The 16,570-nt window shown below is 36.4% G+C and carries 18 protein-coding genes; 15 read left to right on the top strand and 3 right to left on the bottom strand.

All coding sequences use genetic code 11. From position 1 onward, the window contains the following. Positions 1-72 precede the first annotated feature (72 nt). The 8 genes from Q1B07_RS04645 (at position 73) to hxlB (ending at position 6,912) form a co-directional block, all read left to right on the top strand. Complete coding sequence (locus Q1B07_RS04645) at positions 73-843, top strand: sugar phosphate isomerase/epimerase (RefSeq protein WP_299089111.1); 771 nt, start codon at positions 73-75, stop codon at positions 841-843. Beyond that, positions 840-1,799, top strand: coding sequence for a sugar kinase (locus Q1B07_RS04640; RefSeq protein ID WP_299089113.1), 960 nt, complete (start codon positions 840-842; stop codon positions 1,797-1,799). The genes Q1B07_RS04645 and Q1B07_RS04640 overlap by 4 nt, the downstream gene beginning before the upstream one ends. Before the next feature lies 1 nt (position 1,800). Next, positions 1,801-3,084, top strand: coding sequence for an MFS transporter (locus Q1B07_RS04635; RefSeq protein ID WP_299089114.1), 1,284 nt, complete (start codon positions 1,801-1,803; stop codon positions 3,082-3,084). A 126-nt stretch (positions 3,085-3,210) separates the two neighbouring features. Then, positions 3,211-4,221 carry a LacI family DNA-binding transcriptional regulator gene (locus Q1B07_RS04630; RefSeq protein WP_299089116.1) on the top strand — a complete coding sequence of 337 codons (1,011 nt, stop codon included), beginning with the start codon at positions 3,211-3,213 and terminating at the stop codon, positions 4,219-4,221. A 303-nt stretch (positions 4,222-4,524) separates the two neighbouring features. Continuing rightward, positions 4,525-4,671, top strand: a complete 147-nt coding sequence (locus tag Q1B07_RS04625) for a hypothetical protein (RefSeq protein ID WP_299089118.1) — start codon at positions 4,525-4,527, stop codon at positions 4,669-4,671. Between the two features lie 193 nt (positions 4,672-4,864). Further along, positions 4,865-5,500 carry an FMN-dependent NADH-azoreductase gene (locus tag Q1B07_RS04620; protein ID WP_299089120.1) on the top strand — a complete coding sequence of 212 codons (636 nt, stop codon included), beginning with the start codon at positions 4,865-4,867 and terminating at the stop codon, positions 5,498-5,500. 234 nt (positions 5,501-5,734) lie between these two features. Continuing rightward, positions 5,735-6,367: a 3-hexulose-6-phosphate synthase gene (hxlA, locus tag Q1B07_RS04615; RefSeq protein WP_299089121.1), complete on the top strand. Its 633-nt coding sequence runs from the start codon at positions 5,735-5,737 to the stop codon at positions 6,365-6,367. Beyond that, positions 6,364-6,912, top strand: a complete 549-nt coding sequence (gene hxlB, locus Q1B07_RS04610) for a 6-phospho-3-hexuloisomerase (protein WP_299089124.1) — start codon at positions 6,364-6,366, stop codon at positions 6,910-6,912. Before hxlA ends, hxlB begins: the two co-directional genes overlap by 4 nt. A gap of 88 nt (positions 6,913-7,000) precedes the next feature. Here hxlB and Q1B07_RS04605 read toward each other — a convergent pair whose 3' ends face one another. Next, positions 7,001-7,936 (bottom strand): 3'-5' exonuclease, encoded by a 936-nt coding sequence (locus tag Q1B07_RS04605; RefSeq protein ID WP_299832021.1) that lies wholly within the window; start codon positions 7,934-7,936, stop codon positions 7,001-7,003. 206 nt (positions 7,937-8,142) lie between these two features. Here Q1B07_RS04605 and corA point away from each other — a divergent pair, with 206 nt between their 5' ends. After that, positions 8,143-9,093, top strand: a complete 951-nt coding sequence (gene corA / locus Q1B07_RS04600) for a magnesium/cobalt transporter CorA (RefSeq protein ID WP_299089128.1) — start codon at positions 8,143-8,145, stop codon at positions 9,091-9,093. Positions 9,094-9,138: 45 nt separating this feature from the next. Here corA and Q1B07_RS04595 read toward each other — a convergent pair whose 3' ends face one another. Together Q1B07_RS04595 and Q1B07_RS04590 are read right to left on the bottom strand one after the other, a co-directional pair. After that, positions 9,139-10,077 (bottom strand): magnesium transporter CorA family protein, encoded by a 939-nt coding sequence (locus tag Q1B07_RS04595; protein WP_299089129.1) that lies wholly within the window; start codon positions 10,075-10,077, stop codon positions 9,139-9,141. A gap of 401 nt (positions 10,078-10,478) precedes the next feature. After that, positions 10,479-10,670, bottom strand: a complete 192-nt coding sequence (locus Q1B07_RS04590; RefSeq protein WP_299089131.1) for a hypothetical protein — start codon at positions 10,668-10,670, stop codon at positions 10,479-10,481. 214 nt (positions 10,671-10,884) lie between these two features. On the opposite strand from Q1B07_RS04590, the gene Q1B07_RS04585 reads away from it, so the two are divergent. The 6 genes from Q1B07_RS04585 to Q1B07_RS04560 all read left to right on the top strand — a co-directional run bounded on the left by Q1B07_RS04585 (position 10,885) and on the right by Q1B07_RS04560 (position 16,569). After that, positions 10,885-11,082 carry a hypothetical protein gene (locus tag Q1B07_RS04585; RefSeq protein WP_299089133.1) on the top strand — a complete coding sequence of 66 codons (198 nt, stop codon included), beginning with the start codon at positions 10,885-10,887 and terminating at the stop codon, positions 11,080-11,082. A 46-nt stretch (positions 11,083-11,128) separates the two neighbouring features. Next, entirely contained in the window at positions 11,129-11,620 is a 492-nt protein-coding gene (locus Q1B07_RS04580) for a PCYCGC motif-containing (lipo)protein (RefSeq protein ID WP_299089135.1), read from the top strand. Positions 11,621-11,794: 174 nt separating this feature from the next. Next, positions 11,795-12,349 carry a GNAT family protein gene (locus Q1B07_RS04575; protein WP_299089137.1) on the top strand — a complete coding sequence of 185 codons (555 nt, stop codon included), beginning with the start codon at positions 11,795-11,797 and terminating at the stop codon, positions 12,347-12,349. A gap of 134 nt (positions 12,350-12,483) precedes the next feature. Further along, positions 12,484-13,773 (top strand): S8 family peptidase, encoded by a 1,290-nt coding sequence (locus Q1B07_RS04570; protein WP_299089138.1) that lies wholly within the window; start codon positions 12,484-12,486, stop codon positions 13,771-13,773. Between the two features lie 494 nt (positions 13,774-14,267). After that, the gene (locus tag Q1B07_RS04565; protein WP_299089140.1) at positions 14,268-15,287 is read left to right on the top strand and encodes a DUF3231 family protein; all 1,020 of its coding nucleotides are present in this window, start codon (positions 14,268-14,270) and stop codon (positions 15,285-15,287) included. Positions 15,288-15,771: 484 nt separating this feature from the next. Further along, a complete protein-coding gene (locus Q1B07_RS04560) occupies positions 15,772-16,569 on the top strand; it encodes an arylamine N-acetyltransferase (protein WP_299089142.1) in 798 nt (265 codons plus the stop codon). The last annotated feature ends 1 nt before the right edge of the window (position 16,570 follow it).

The raw sequence follows: 16,570 nt of genomic DNA, 5'->3' as shown, positions 1-16,570 counted from the left end.
CTTACATCTATTTTATACTACAATAAACCGATTTACTAAACCGATTTATAAATAAACTGAAAGGAATTATCCATGAATAATGTAATCGTTCCATTAAATGCTTTTAATAGAAATGAAGTATTGGAGAAAGGCCAAGCTGCATTTGTTAAAGACATTGCTTTATCCGGTGCATTTGGCATTGAGATTCGAAGAGAATTATTTTTGGAGGGGGATATAGCTCTCGAGCTAGTAAAAAGAGAAATAGAAAATGAACAATTATTTACCGTTTTCTCCTCTCCTATTGAAGTATGGGGAGTTGACCATACGTTAAATAATCTGCTTCTTCAAAGGACAATTGAGGAGGCGAAGCTTCTTGGAGCACAATGGCTAAAAGTCTCATTAGGACATTATCACCAGGAACATTCGAACGTAAGTGAATTAAAGGATCTACTAAAAAAAGAATCTATTCAACTATTTGTTGAGAATGATCAAACGAAGCATGGTGGTAATGTTGAATGCTTGAGAGTCTTTTTTGAAAACGCTTCGAATTATGAAGTGCCAGTGAAAATGACATTTGATAGCGGAAATTGGTATTACACTGAACAATCGATTCAAAAAGCTCTTGAGCAATTATCACCATATGTCGGTTACTTGCATCTCAAACATGTTGAGAATCGTGGAGGTTCCCTTGTGACGCTGCCGCTTATGGATACAAGTGACGCAGAATGGCGAAAAATAGTGAGACTTTTTCCCCATCATTTGCCAAAGGCATTGGAGTTTCCGATCGATCCAGTTTCAAAAACGAAGGATTTTATTAAGTTGGTTCAAGAAGCAGTTCTTGAAGAAAGCGAGGGAATTATATGAATCAATTCGATGTCATCACATTCGGTGAAGCAATGGCCATGTTTATCGCAGATGAGCAAGGTCCGCTTCATGAAGTGAATCATTATACACGCGGTCTTGCCGGTGCGGAAACAAACGTTGCGATTGGCCTTGCCAGATTAGGTCTTCGTTCAGGCTGGGCCAGCAAGGTAGGTAATGATTCATTTGGGAAATTTATTATTCAACGGTTAAAAGAAGAGCATGTTAATATTGATCATGTTATTATCGATGAAAATTATCCTACAGGTTTTCAAGTAAAGTCAAAGGTTTCGGAAGGAGATCCTGAAGTCCAATATTTTCGTAAAGGCTCTGCAGCAAGTCAAATGGGTGTAAATGACCTTCAGGAAGCTTATTTTTTAAAAGCTATTCATTTGCATATGACGGGAATTCCGCTTGCATTATCCAGCAGTACGCGAGAGTTTGCGAAGCATGCACTTACCTTAATGAAAAGCAATAATCGGACTGTATCCTTTGATCCTAATTTACGTCCGTCACTATGGCAATCAACACAGGAAATGGTGAGAGAAACGAATGAAATTGCCTTTCAAACTGACACCTTTCTTCCAGGACTAGCAGAAGGTGTAATCTTAACAGGTTACAAAGCTCCTGAAGATATTGCCGCATATTACTTAGATAAAGGCGTCAAGTTAGTTATCATAAAGCTGGGTGAAGAAGGGGCTTATTATAAAACCATAAACGATGAAGGAAGAATAAATGGATATAAAGTTGACCATGTCATTGATACGGTTGGCGCCGGCGACGGGTTTGCAGTAGGGGTGATCAGCGGATTATTAAACAATATGTCAATCTCGGAAGCTGTAAGGAGAGGGAATGCCATTGGCGCATTGGCTGTGCAATCCCCTGGGGACAATGACGGTTATCCAACCACTCATCAGTTAGAGCAATATATGAAAAACCATTTACAAGGAGTGAAGTAAAATGGAAAACAAATTAGCAAAACAAAGATGGCTTCGTTTAATCCCTGTTGTTTTTATTACGTACAGTCTTGCTTACTTAGATCGGGCAAACTATGGCTTTGGTGCGGCAGCAGGTATGGCCGAGGATTTACAAATTACACCGGCCATCTCCTCATTATTAGGCTCCTTGTTTTTCCTAGGGTACTTCTTTTTCCAAATTCCTGGAGCACATTATGCGGAAAATAAAAGTGCGAAAAAGCTTGTTTTTTGGTCATTAATTTTATGGGGTGGATTAGCAACTGCGACAGGTCTCGTTAGCCATGTCGGTTGGCTAGTTGTCATAAGGTTTACACTAGGTGTTGTTGAAAGCGCAGTTATGCCAGCAATGCTTGTATTCCTTAGCCACTGGTTTACAAAAGCGGAGCGTTCTCGTGCTAATACCTTTTTAATTCTAGGTAATCCTGCAACTGTATTATGGATGTCAATTCTTTCCGGCTATCTGTTGGAAGCGTATGGCTGGAGATGGATGTTTATTATTGAAGGTCTTCCAGCAGTCATTTGGGCGTTTATTTGGTGGAAAGTTGTCAATGATGAGCCAAAAGAAGCAAAATGGCTTACAGAACGTGAAAAAGCCTTGCTTCAAGAAGAGCTTGAGAAAGAACAGCAAGGATTGAAACCGGTTAAAAATTATGCAGAGGCATTTAAGTCGAAAGCAGTTATTCTATTATGTGCTCAGTATGCACTATGGAGTGTAGGAGTATATGGTTTTGTTATGTGGTTGCCATCCATCATTAAGGCTGCCCCAAATATGGATATCGTTGAAACAGGCTGGCTATCATCTGTCCCTTATATTTTGTCGATTATTCTCATGTTAACGGTTTCTCACTTCTCAGATAAATTGCAAAACAGGAAAGAGTTTGTTTGGCCATTTCTACTAATTGGAGCACTGGCTTTCTATGGCTCATACTTAGTCGGAACAAGCAACTTCTGGTTATCATTCTTCTTGTTGATCATAGCTGGCGGTGCAATGTATGCTCCATATGGTCCATTCTTTGCGATTATTCCGGAAATACTGCCTCGGAATGTAGCAGGTGGGGCAATGGCCTTAATCAACAGCATGGGGGCTCTTGGTTCGTTTGCTGGTTCTTACTTCGTCGGGTATTTAAATGGAGCAACTGGAAGTTTTAGCGCATCGTATATCTTTATGGCAGGATCGCTATTCCTATCAGCCCTATTAACAATTTGGGCGGTAAATGCCGCAATAAAGCCTCAAGATGTGAAAAGCGGTAAGATGGTTGCTTCATAATAAACTAAAAAAGTTACAGTAAAGGATGCCCAAAAAGCTACGGGTATCCTTTTTTCTGTTTTTCTAGCTTATTTCACTATTAATAGGTAAAATAAAAGAATAAAAATGCAAAAAGAGGACGATTTCATGGCTATAACGATGGCGGATGTGGCGAAACGTGCAGGAGTTTCAAAAAGCACGGTTTCACAATTTTTAAATAAACGATATGAATATATGAGTGAGGAAACAAGATATAAAATAAGGGATGCGATCAAAGAGCTTGGTTACCAGCCAAATTATGTGGCAAGAAGCCTAAAGCAAAAGCGGACATCGATGATTGGAATTATTGTCGCCAATATTATGCACCGTTTTTCAACTGAAGTTTGCAGGGCTTTGGAGGATTACTTTAATAATTATGACATGAATGCAATTATATGCAACGCAGATAATGACCCTGAAAAAGAACGAAAATATATCGAAATGCTTCGTGCCAAACAAGTGGATGGGTTAATCATTTTTCCAACTGGTCAAAATATAGAGCTCTATCAAGAAATGATAAATGCTGCCTATCCTGTAGTATTTATGGACAGAAAAGTCAAAGACTTAATTGTTCCAACTGTTGTTGTAAATAATAAGGAAGCAACCAAGCACGCGGTAGAGCACTTAATTAAGAAGCAATACACAAAAATAGCCATTGCTACAGAAGAATTGACGATCTCTACAAGATATGAACGGAAGCAAGGCTATATGGAAGCATTAAAAAATAACAATATGCCTGTATTGGAAGAATATATGATAAGTACTCCCATACATTTGATGGCAGAGGAGCTCGAAAAATTGTTTTCATTAGAAGAACCTCCAACTGCCCTTGTTGCAGCAAATGACTTAGTGTTTTTGGAAGTACTTAAATTTGCGAAAGAAAACGATATCAAAATTGGGAAACAGCTCGGTTTAATTGTGTTTGATAATATCCCTTTTGCGAACCTTGTTAGCCCCACAGTTACTACCATCAGCCAGCCTGCTTACGATATGGGGAAAAAAGCAGCAGAGCTGTTATTAAAGCTGATTAATAAAGAAGAAGTAACCTACAAAAATACTGTATATTCTTGTGAACTGTATGTAAGAGAATCGACAAAGGGTCCAGGAAACTTTCTATAATTAAATAATTGAAAAACTGTTAAGCAGTGGATTCCATATTGGAATCGCACTGCTTTTTTAGTGGTAAAAAGAGAGTTTTTATAAATAAATTTTGGATATTACATAATGAGACAAAATACTTATTTTTAACATAGTATAATATAATCACTAATAGTGATATATAGGTTTTTATTCTTGTTTTTTATTTAGTGCATTATATCTAATGAACTAGATTTTTCCAATGTGAGGGGAATAGGTTTGCTTATTTCAGTAAATAGTAAATATGTAGTTCTATCCCTAGCTTTTTGATGGAGGTGATTGACTATGGAAGAAAAACCGTTGCATTACGATGGTAGTGTTCAAAATGGAGAAACCTCAAGTGACTTAACCTCTTATGAGCCCGTTAAATTGACTGATGAAATGAGAAAGATGATTAGCAGCAACCCTTACGTGATTGAAAATAATCAATAATTTGCAAAAAGGATTTGTCATACACGGGCAAGTCTTTTTTTCGATTGTTTTTAGGCAAAAAATTTGCTTGGAAGTATAATCTTTTATAAAATTACTTTGAATTAAAATAATATTAATTCAGTGTATGTTGAATAAACCATCATTTTTTGTGAAAAATATGATCGTTAATTTATTTGAAAGGAAAGGTAGATACATGACAAAAGTATTGTATATTACAGCTCATCCACATGATGATACACAATCTTACAGTATGGCAGTAGGGAAGGCTTTTATTGACACTTATAAAGAAGTAAATCCAGACCATGAAATTGTCAATCTAGACCTATACAAGGAAAATATTCCTCAAATTGATGTCGATGTTTTCAGCGGTTGGGGCAAACTTCAAACTGGAAAAGGATTTGAGGAGCTGTCAAATGAAGAAAAAGCAAAGGTTGGACGTCTTTCAGAACTATGTGAACAATTCATTTCCGCAGATAAATATGTATTTGTAACTCCTTTGTGGAATTTTTCCTTCCCGCCAGTTATGAAAGCATATCTTGATGCTGTTTCTGTAGCAGGAAAAACATTTAAGTATACGGCAGAAGGTCCAATCGGTTTATTAACTGATAAAAAAGCCTTACATATTCAAGCACGCGGAGGCATTTATTCAGAAGGACCAGCAGCTGAAATGGAAATGGGGCACCGCTACCTGAATATTATGATGCAATTCTATGGTGTGCCATCCTTTGAAGGAATATTTGTTGAAGGTCATAACGCAATGCCTGAAAAGGCTCAAGAAATTAAAGAAAATGCAATTGCACGTGCAAAAGATGCAGCTCATACGTTTTAAAGATCTGAGAGTCAACTTTGATGGTTGGCTCTTTTTTGTGTTATTGGATAAAGGAGGGCTTACGATCAGCGCTCGGCCGAAAGATATCGACATTCCAAAGTGAGAATAACAGCGACTTCCTTAAGCAAGTAAAGTGACTTTCACATTTCTTATTGTAAAGCCCTTTCATTTGCTTTATAATAGTTTCATAAATCGATTTAGTAAATAAGGTAATAAAGCTTTAGAGGAGTAAATATGTATATTCAACTAGCGTTAGATCGATATTCGATTGATGAAGCGATTGATCTTGCAAAGGCTTCAGAGGAATTTGTAGATTGGATTGAAGTGGGAACTTCTTTAATCAAAGAATACGGTATGGAAAGTGTAAAAAGGATAAAAAACGCTTTTCCTCATAAGGTGATTGTTGCAGATATAAAGACAATCGATAATGCATTGTACGAATTTGAAATGTGCTTTCGTGCTGGGGCAGATGTAGCCACCGTAATGGGGGTGTCTCCAAATGCGACGATCAAAGCCTGTGTCGAAACGGCTGAAAAAATGGGCAAGAAGGTAATGATTGACTTACTGAATACAAATGATGAACAAAAAGAAGAATTGCTTAAATACAAACAAGCCATCTTTTGTGCACATGTCAGTAAAGATGAGCAGGAGATGTCTGGAAAATCAGCAATTAATATTAGCCATATGTATGACTGGACTGGAATGCTAGCGGTCGCAGGGGGAATAAATTTAGAGTCGTTTGATCAATTTCAAGAGATAAAGCCTGATGTTGTGATTATTGGTTCAGCCATTACGAAGGCGCAAAATCAACGATTGGCTGCAGAAATGTTTATGAAAAAGATCAATCAATGGAGGGAGAAACGATGAAAACAGTAGAAAGCATTCTTTCAGAAATTCAAGGTGTTATAACTCAAATAAGTGATGAAAGCCTGCAAAGCATTGCCGTAAAATTAGCCGATGCAAACAGAATATTTGTAATTGGTGAGGGTCGTTCAGGCTTTATGGGAAAATCATTTGCCATGAGACTAATGCATTTAGGAGCAACTGTTTATGCTGTAGGGGAAACGATTACCCCTTCTATTGCTGAGGGAGATCTTCTTGTTGCCGTTTCAGGCTCAGGGAAAACAAAGAGTGTTGTTTCCACTGCAGAAAAAGCGAGTGAGCTAAATTGTCATGTTGTTGCTGTTACAACAGCCCTCGAGTCACCGCTTGCCCTTCATTCAACAAATGTGCTTCATATACCAGCATCCACAAAATATCGGGTTGAAGGGGAGAGACAGTCTATACAGCCTCTCGGTTCTTTATTTGATCAATCAGTCCACATTGTGTTTGATAGCATTTGCTTACTCTATTCTAACTTAAAAAAGCATGGCCACAATGAGGCGTTTCTCCTTCATAGCAATTTAGAGTAAAAATAAGGAGACTGTTCTCCCTGAGACAGTCTCCTACTGTTTAACACAAATTTACGAGCAGAATAAACCTGCTGATGGAAGGCTCACCTTATCGAATATTAGAAAGCTCTTTTATTGGCTTGAGCATATATTCATCAAAAATAATGATTTTTGAAGAATAAGTGATATGCTCATTGTATGATCGCAGCATTTGATGATAAAAGGCCACCAAACACTCAGCATATAGAATATTCTCTTTTGAAAACAATCCGGAACGATTAATTAGCACATTTTCATATTTTTCAATGATTCTTCTTATCGGTTTTATTATTTTTTTTGCATCTCTTATTTGATAAACTTCACGAACCTGTTCGGTTAACAATTTGGCATCTTGTCTTAAACGCTCCCCTAGTTTTTTATTGATAAGATCGACATCATGGAGGAACTCTTCTTCAAAGATAAATTGCTTCAGCATGATTAAGTCTGATTGGACCGGCTCGTTTAAAAAGCTTAAATAAATCCTCAGTGTATTATAAGCATCATACATTGGATGATGCTTTTCCCCGATAAATTGTAATCCATAAAAAGATAAAGCATCTTCAACAGAAACATTATGCTTAGCAACTCTCTTTTTAAAAATTTGCTGAAAATCGATATACCGTTTTTCAATCTTAGTGATAGTACGAAGAGGGACGTTGTGTTTATCTGCATCGATTTTCAAGCGAGATAAATCACTGGTTGACCAAGAAAAATAACGGGATTTTTTCACGCCGCCAACCCAGTCAAGAAAATCGGCAAAGACTAGTTTAAAATTGTCGGCATGAGCCAAGTCTGCATCTTCGATTCCTGTTAATGCTTTGCAAAATTCCGATAGCGGTTCCTGATTTTCTGGTTTAATCATACGATCAAAATAACAGATTTCTTCAGTTTCAAGATCATATTTCACAGCCCCTAAACGGATAGCTTCCATATTTTCAAAAGCCATACCGGAATTAGAACAAAGCATTTCAAAATCAAAAAAGACATATTGCTTTATTTCTGCCATATATCTTCATCCTCCCCAACAGGTTATTATAATAGGGAAATGGGAGAAGGGAAAGTTCCAATTACTGGTTCTGATTTCTTTTGATTGGGACCTATTATTGAAAACTTAAGCAAGATGAGCTTAAACAACCCAAATATATGACCAAATTTGAAAGTTGTCCACTTAATGTTTTATGATAATAGAAAAAGCTTATATGGGAGATAGCAGTGATAAATTGTATAGCAGTAAGTCATAATCTGGAATTAATCATAAATTGTCCGCTAGATGAACTGGATCAAGAGCATATTAAATGGTTTTGGATTGATTTTAATAAACCGACTGATGAAGAAATCGGAGAGCTGGATCGTTCTTTACATTTTCATCCGTTAGCAATTGAAGACTGTATTCACAAGTTGCAAAGACCAAAATTGGATTACTATGAGGATTATTGCTTCTTTGTCACACATAGTTTAAATCCGTATGAGGTTGAGAAAGAAGAGATTAACTTTTTTCTAGGGGAAAATTATATTGTTTCGTTTCACCATCAAGAATCCAAGCCGGTCTATGATGTTTGGGAACGATTAAAAGCTGCAAAAAAGGTAAGCAAATGGGATCAAATCCTCGTCCTTTATCATATTATTGATAAGCTGGTTGATAATTATTTTCCGATCGTCTACCAATTAGAAGAAGCATTGGATCAAATTGAAAACAATACGGCAGAAAAATCGATGGAGCAGCTTCTTGAACAATTGTTTGACACCAGGCACTATTTGCTCAAGCTTAGGCATACTGTAATACCGATGAGGGATTTACTTTATCGGATGCTTAATTCACATCGGTTAAAAGGTATCAAGCTAAAGCAAGAGTATTTCGCAGATATTTATGATCACCTGTTAAAGTTAACGGAAATGATTGAAGCAAACCGGGAATTAACAAATGATATTAGGGATAGCTATCTTTCATTAAACTCACATCAAACCAATCGCATTATGAGAGTGTTAACGGTCATTACAACGATCTTCATGCCGCTTACGTTTATTGCAGGGGTGTACGGTATGAACTTTGAAAATATGCCTGAATTAAGATGGGATATAGGCTATTTCGTCATATTGTTTATCATGCTTGGCATTGGCATTGGGATGTTCTTTTGGTTTAAAAAGAAAGGCTGGTTTAATTAAAAATAGGATGACGCCTCATGAGGTGTCATCCTATTATAACTCTCTTTAAAAAAAACGCTTCTTCCAAAAAATTACCGCAGTAATGCTTGATAAAATAAAAGAAATGATAATCGCTACAAAAAAGGAGTATGGGTAGTTTTGAAATGGAATCGGCACATTCATTCCGTAAAAGCTTGCTACCATGGTAGGCAATGCCATGATAATCGTAATCGATGTCAAAAACTTCATAACAATATTGACATTATTAGAAATGACCGATGCAAATGCATCCATCATCCCGCTTAAAATGGTCGTGTGGGTTTCTGCCATTTCAATAGCCTGCTGATTCTCAACAATAACATCCTCAAGTAATTCTTGATCATCCTCATACATTTTCAAATAATTGCTTTTAAGCATTTTCTGCATTACTATATTGTTTGACTTTAGTGAAGTTGTAAAATAAACTAAGCTTTTTTGCAAATTTAATAAGGAAAAAAGCTCTTTATTTTTCATCGATTGATGTAGTTCATTCTCAATCGTATCTGTCTTTTTACTGATTTGCTTAAGATACTTTAAAAAGGAAGTTGCCATCAGATAGAGGATTTGCAATGAAAACCTCGTTTTTTTGTATGTGAAAAATTGTTTTACTTTATTTTGTTCAAACAAATGAAAAATCGGATTGTCTTTTAAACAGACGGTAATAAAACAATGTTTCGTGATAATCATACCTAATGGAATCGTGTCATATATAGGGATGTCATTTTCGTCCTGTGACACCAATGGAATATTGACGATAATAAGCATATTGTCGTCGTCTTTTTCGATTCTGGACCGTTCCTCCTCGTCTAAAGGATCTTTTAAAAAGTCCAAAGGAATCTGCAATTTATTGGCTACCTCACTGATTTCCTGTTCGGTAGGCGATACGAGATTAACCCAGCATCCATTGCAAATCTCATTTGTTTCTTGATGAACTCCATGTTCATTTGTTAAGTAAATTTTAATCATACAAACCTCCTCAATTTTTAGAGGAAGTCAAAAATGGCCCTGTCATACATAAGGAGTTGAATTTTTATCAGTATTCACCCTTAAGAGGATTGGTTCGTTCATGACTTCCTCATTTGTCGACCCGGGCTCTGGTTCATTACAGCATTGACTACTCATAAAATTTCAACTCCTTTTCCTGTATAATAAGAAGAATCCCTTACATATCATACTCCGACTGCTCATGATTGTAAACTTGAAGTTTTTATCATGAATCATGGAAATGGCTGTCTCATTGCATGATCCAACAAGAGACAGCCTTCATCTTTTACTAATTAACCTAATTCATTTCTGTGCCATTTGATTTCTTTTATCTGTCTGTAAGTAAAAAAGACGCCATTCGAAACTGAATAGCATCTTTTTGGTCATTTTTTAGAGAAGAGCCATTTAAAAAATGGATGAAGCTCCTTATCGACAATTTTTAATTCATCCATGATTAGTTTCTCTTCGTTGTCCGTAATCCAACTTTTTAATTCTTTTTTATTATTAAATTGGGTATAGTATGTTTCTCCACCTTTTCCAACCGCATTGACAACATACCTGCATGTATTCCCCATAATGCCCACCTTTAGATAATGTATTGTACTATTTGCATTATAACAAGGTTTAAAATTATTTCTAGTCTTTTTTTAAAAAAATTCACCGTAAACTGCACATTTACAAATTGCTAAAAAAATTAATAAACATGAAAAATTAATGGAAACGAGAAAAAATTAAAAGCATGTTATGCTAAAATAGTTGGAGAGAAGCTTGGTCAAAGGATGTGGCGTTGTGAATCGCATTAGAATCGTTATTCCAACTATGATTGCTGTTTTGATCATGGCAATGTGGTTGCTTGAAAAGGATTTTTCAACTATATCAATTTATGTACGTGTTTTCATTGCACTTGGAGGGGCACTTTTATCAGGTGTATTAACTTTTATTCTTATGAAACAGGATGTTAGTGGCAGTGATAAGAAACCTAATTAATAAATGTGTATGGAATCGGCTATGATTCGCAATAAGGAGTGGCAAAATGAATTTCAAACTTTTATTTATTAGTCTAATTGTAACGATCATGATAACGGCGTGCTCTGGAAAAGCTAATGTTGTTGAAAAAATGAACGAGCATACAACACATGAAGAACATGTCATCCATGATATTCGTGAGGAAACGAAAAATAGTGATGATATGCCTCAATTTTTAAAAGATAAACCAGAGGATATGCAAATTCTCTATTTATCAGCAGCAAAAAATAGAGAACTGCTAGAAAAAATTCCATGCTATTGCGGCTGTGGTGAATCTGCAAATCATAAAAATAACTATGATTGCTTTGTTTATGAGAACAAGGATAATGGAGCAATTGTCTGGGATGATCATGGAACAAAATGTGGGGTTTGTCTTGAAATTGCTGCCCAATCAATCATAGATTATCAAGAGGGAAAAAGCATAAAAGAAATTCGCTCTAAAATAGAGAACATGTACAAAGAGGGCTATGCAAAGCCTACTCCAACTCCAGAAGTGTAAAGTTAAGGAGCTGTCTTAACCTTTAAGGCAGCTCTTTAAATTTTCCTCATAATTGACCAAGCCTCTATAGAAAATTGCTTTTCTTTACCATTTTCATCTTCAACATTTATAATATTTCTTGTACTCTATCTTTTTTTTATGATATTTTTACCTAAAAGGGAAGGAGCAAGTAAATTGATCAAACTTAGTTTTTTCGAACGTTCCGATTTTAACCAGCTTATATCCTGGATCGATTCACCAGAGTTTTTACTCCAATGGGGAGGTCCTGTTTTTAATTACCCTTTAACAGAAAGCCAGTTAGAAACATACATAAAGAATGCAAACGGAGAACATGCCAATACATTCGTATACAAGGTCGTGAATGATAAAACATCAGCTGTGATTGGCCATATTTCTTTAGGTCAGGTTGATAGGAAGAATAGATCTGCAAGAGTAGGGAAGGTGTTAATAGGTGATCAAAAGGCTAGGGGACAAGGCATAGGGCAACAAATGATGACTGAAATCCTTAAAGTGGCATTTGATGACCTTCATTTGCACCGGGTTAGTCTTGGTGTGTTTGATTTTAATACAGCTGCGATTGCTTGCTATGAAAAAGCGGGATTTAAAAAAGAAGGCTTACTTAGAGATGCAAGAAAAATAGGTGATGAATATTGGAGTCAATGGGAAATGAGCATTCTTGAGGCTGAGTGGTTTAACAAAGAAAATACAAACCATGCGATCAAAAAATAGAAAAGAATCAAGGCTAATCTATTAATCTAGTAGATTTCCGCCTTTTTTGTTAGTTGCTATACGAATTAATTATTCGCTCTCTTAATGTTCTGCGTACGATAAAGAGAACAATCTATTAAGAGAGGATGAATGTTATGCTAGGTTTATCCATGATTCAACTCGTCCGCCGTGCAGGCGGAAAGCTTGATCGTGATATGCGTCAAGAGCTCGTTCAATTTTACCGTCCCTTTCGAAAAATCCCATGCTTCTTACAGCGTCCCTATGAGACAATGAAGAAAAAGGACAAAAGTCTGCCGGTAATTATTGAGTTTGAGCAGGATGCGTTTGATCATGGTATTAATGATGTAAAAAACACGAAATGCCGCTCCCTTCATCAGTTCCCTTCGATGTCTAGTTGTTCTGCCAAGCTTTCACTTGAGAAGATAGAGCATTTACTAGATAACTGCCTTCATATCAAGAAAATCTACTATGATAAAAAAGTAACAACACTTCTTGATACAGCTACTCCATCTATCCACTCAGATCAACTGCAACAAACAGGTTTAACTGGAAATGATGTAACGATCGCTGTCATCGATACTGGGGTGTATCCCCACCAAGATTTAGAAGGAAGAATCACTGGTTTTAAGGATTTTATTAATAACCGAACAGCTCCTTATGATGATAATGGTCATGGGACCCATTGTGCCGGAGATGCTGCGGGCAATGGACTCTTATCAGGCGGCAAATATAAAGCTCCTGCACCTGAGGCAAACATCGTAGGAGTTAAGGTTCTTGATAAAATGGGTTCAGGCTCCCTTTCAACCGTTATTGCTGGAATTGATTGGTGTATTCAAAATAAAACCCAATTAAAGATCAATATTCTTTCATTATCATTAGGGTCAACTGCTACACAGCCTGCTGCTGATGATCCGGTAGTAAAAGCTGTTGAAAAAGCATGGGATAATGGCTTGGTTGTATGTGTCGCTGCTGGTAACTCAGGGCCTTCCCAAGGTACAATAGCAAGCCCGGGAATAAGCCCTAAAGTAATTACAGTAGGAGCTGCAAACGACCATAACTCCATTGATCGTACTGATGATGTGGCAGCAGACTTCTCTAGTCGCGGACCAACAATTGATGGTTTGGTAAAACCTGATTTATTAACACCTGGAGTCAACATTATTTCATTACGTTCACCACGATCTTTTATTGATAAGACAAATTCTGGAGCACGTGTCGATACAAACTACTTCTCACTCTCAGGTACTTCAATGGCCACACCTATTTGTGCGGGTGTTGCTGCACAACTTCTTCAAAAAGAACCAACATTAACTCCTGACCAAGTGAAACAAAGACTAATAGGTGCATGTGAAGATTTGGGACAACCACCTAATATACAAGGTCATGGCTATTTAAATGCCGCAAAATTGTTATTAACAGTTTAAAGTGAGGAAAACGGTAACATTTTTAACGATGTTGCCTTTTTTCATTTTAATGAATGTACTCCTTTTCCATGATCCAATTATTTTGCCTGAAAAAAATGCTTATCCACTCCGGTAGTATATCTTGGATGCTATCGATTATTTTAATAGGCATTCATACAGCATTTGGTCATTCTGTTTTCGAACCAACTCTGCTTCCGGTCCTTATAGGAATCTTGTTACTTTTGTGGATGGCAATAATGATTATTGCATTCATGCTATTTATAGGGGAAACAAGAACATATCTATGCAAGAAAATCAAAAACTGCTTGAAAAATAGGGGACTGCTTAATTAACAGATAAGTGATAAAAGTTTGGCCAAACTCCAATCCACTTTAAACTCTTCAAGCTTGCTAAGGAGACTTTGCCTTTTTTATTTTCATTATTTAAATAATTTATTTATTCTTTGCAAAGAATAAACATCATATTGAAAATGTATTCCTTGGAGGAAGTAAGCTATGACAGAAAATCATAAAATGCTGACATCTGCTGAGATTGCCTGTATTTGGACTGCTTTTATGAACGATAGTATGTCCAAGTGTATTCTAGGATATTTTTTAAAACATGTTGAAGATGAGGAAATTCGTTCAATTGTTCAATATACATATGACCTTTCAGCCACCCATATTGAAAAATTAACAAGCTTATTTCAAAAAGAAGGAATCCCCTTACCGACAGGGTTTACAAATGAAAAGGACATAAATAATAATGCTCCCCGTCTTTACACCGATTTGTTTATGCTTACTTATATTAATCATATGGCAAAAGTAGGTTTATTTGCATACAGCGGTTTTATTGCCATGAGCGCAAGAAAGGATATTAGAGCTTATTTTAGAGAAGGACTTCAAGAAACCTCAAATTTATATGATGAAAGTTCAGATGTTGCCCTTTCAAAGGGAGTATTTGTTCGTGCTCCCTATATCGCGTATCCATCTAAAACTGATTTTGTCGATAATAAAAAATATTTAAGCGGGTTTTCAATATTTAGTAAACAGCGTCCGCTAAATACAATTGAAATTTCCCATTTATTTATGAATATCCAAACAAACGTGATCGGAAGTAAGCTTGCCATTAGCTTTGCACAAATTTCACCTGACGAAAAAATACAAAAATGGATGATCAGAGGCAGTGAAATTTCCAAAAAACATGTTCAAATATTTACAAAAGCATTAATTAACAATAATATCCAACCACCTATTTCATCAGATATATCCATTTCAGATTCAACCATAGCACCATTTTCAGATAAGTTGGCCATGTTTCATATGTCCCTATTAAGCACAGCCGGAATTGGCAACTATGCAACAGCGGCATCTGCAAGTCAAAGAAGCGACCTAGTTTTGAATTATGAACGTTTATCATTAGAAATCGCTCAATATGCTAAGGACGGCGCTGATATCATGATTCAAAACAACTGGTTAGAACAGCCCCCAGGAACGTTAGATAAAGAAAAACTGTCGAGAATGAAAGAAACATAATCGATTGATCAAATTAAAATGTATTTTTTTCGAATTCGTAGATAAAACGTACATTGATTTTTGCTTATGCAAGCATCTTGAAGATTGCCTTTTATGTTCTCTGTTGTATAATAATAGTAATCAAAGCAGAATACATTAAAAAAGACCGCTGGTGCTGGAACACCAAACGGTCCTGCAATAGACGGTTCCTTTTTAAAGGAGTCGGCCAAATGGTAGAAGAATCCACCTGAGCCACTAACTCAAGGGTGGATTATTTTTTTGAGTCAAATGATAGGATCGCTACGATTAGACTTGCAAAAGCAATCGAAAACATCAATGATTCAAAAATCGTCAATCGGCCTCACCCCCTTTACCAGGAGTGTGCCGACACCCTTGAGAAAACCTACTATTGTCCCATTTATTGTACCATGATAATTGGAATGGATGTTGGTCATTTGGACAATAAGTCTGTATACATATTAGAAAATCTAAGGAGGGACTCTAGATGAATCAACATGAATATGATGTTGATCAATTATTTCGTAAAAGAATCAATTATCCAGAAAATGAAATGATAACCTTTGAAAAATTGGATGATATCCTTGAAAAAACAGCAACAGTCATCCCTTTTGAAAATTTATGTATCATCGCAAATGACACGAGTGAAATCACAAAGGAATCCTTGCTAAACAAAATTGCCATAAAAAATGAAGGCGGTCTTTGTTATGAACTAAATGCTTTTCTTTATTTCTTCTTTTTAAATAATGGTTTTAACGTCCAGTTAATTCGTGGAGTTGTCTATAATGACAAAGAGAAACGCTGGAACTCTGTAGGGCGCACTCATGTCGCAAACCTGCTAGAGTATAAGGGGGAGACATACCTTATTGATACCGGCTTCGGGGGAAACTTGCCGTTAAAGCCGGTTCCATTAAGCGGCAGGAGTGTAGCATCCAGAAACGGCGAGTTTAGAGTAAGAAAGCTAGCTACAGAGCATGGCAATTATGTTTTTGAAATGATACGAAAGGATAAAGATCAAGAGTGGACATTAGGGTATGCTTTTGATTCAAACCGAATAGTTAACACTCTTTCAGAATTAAATGAGATCCAACAAACGATTCTAGAACATGAGGAATCGCCATTTAATAAAAGAAAGCTTGTGACAAGGTTAACGAAAAATGGAATGAAAATATTGACAGACACTTCATTAACGGAATGGATTGATGGGGTGGTGAAAAAAACAGAAGTTGATGAACAAGGATTTAAAGCAGCAGCAAAGGAGCATTTTGGATTATTTCGATCTTGAT

Source organism: uncultured Metabacillus sp. (genome assembly GCF_947503125.1).
In the GTDB taxonomy this organism is placed as follows: domain Bacteria; phylum Bacillota; class Bacilli; order Bacillales; family Bacillaceae; genus Metabacillus.
This window is presented reverse-complemented; position numbering and strand designations above follow the sequence as displayed.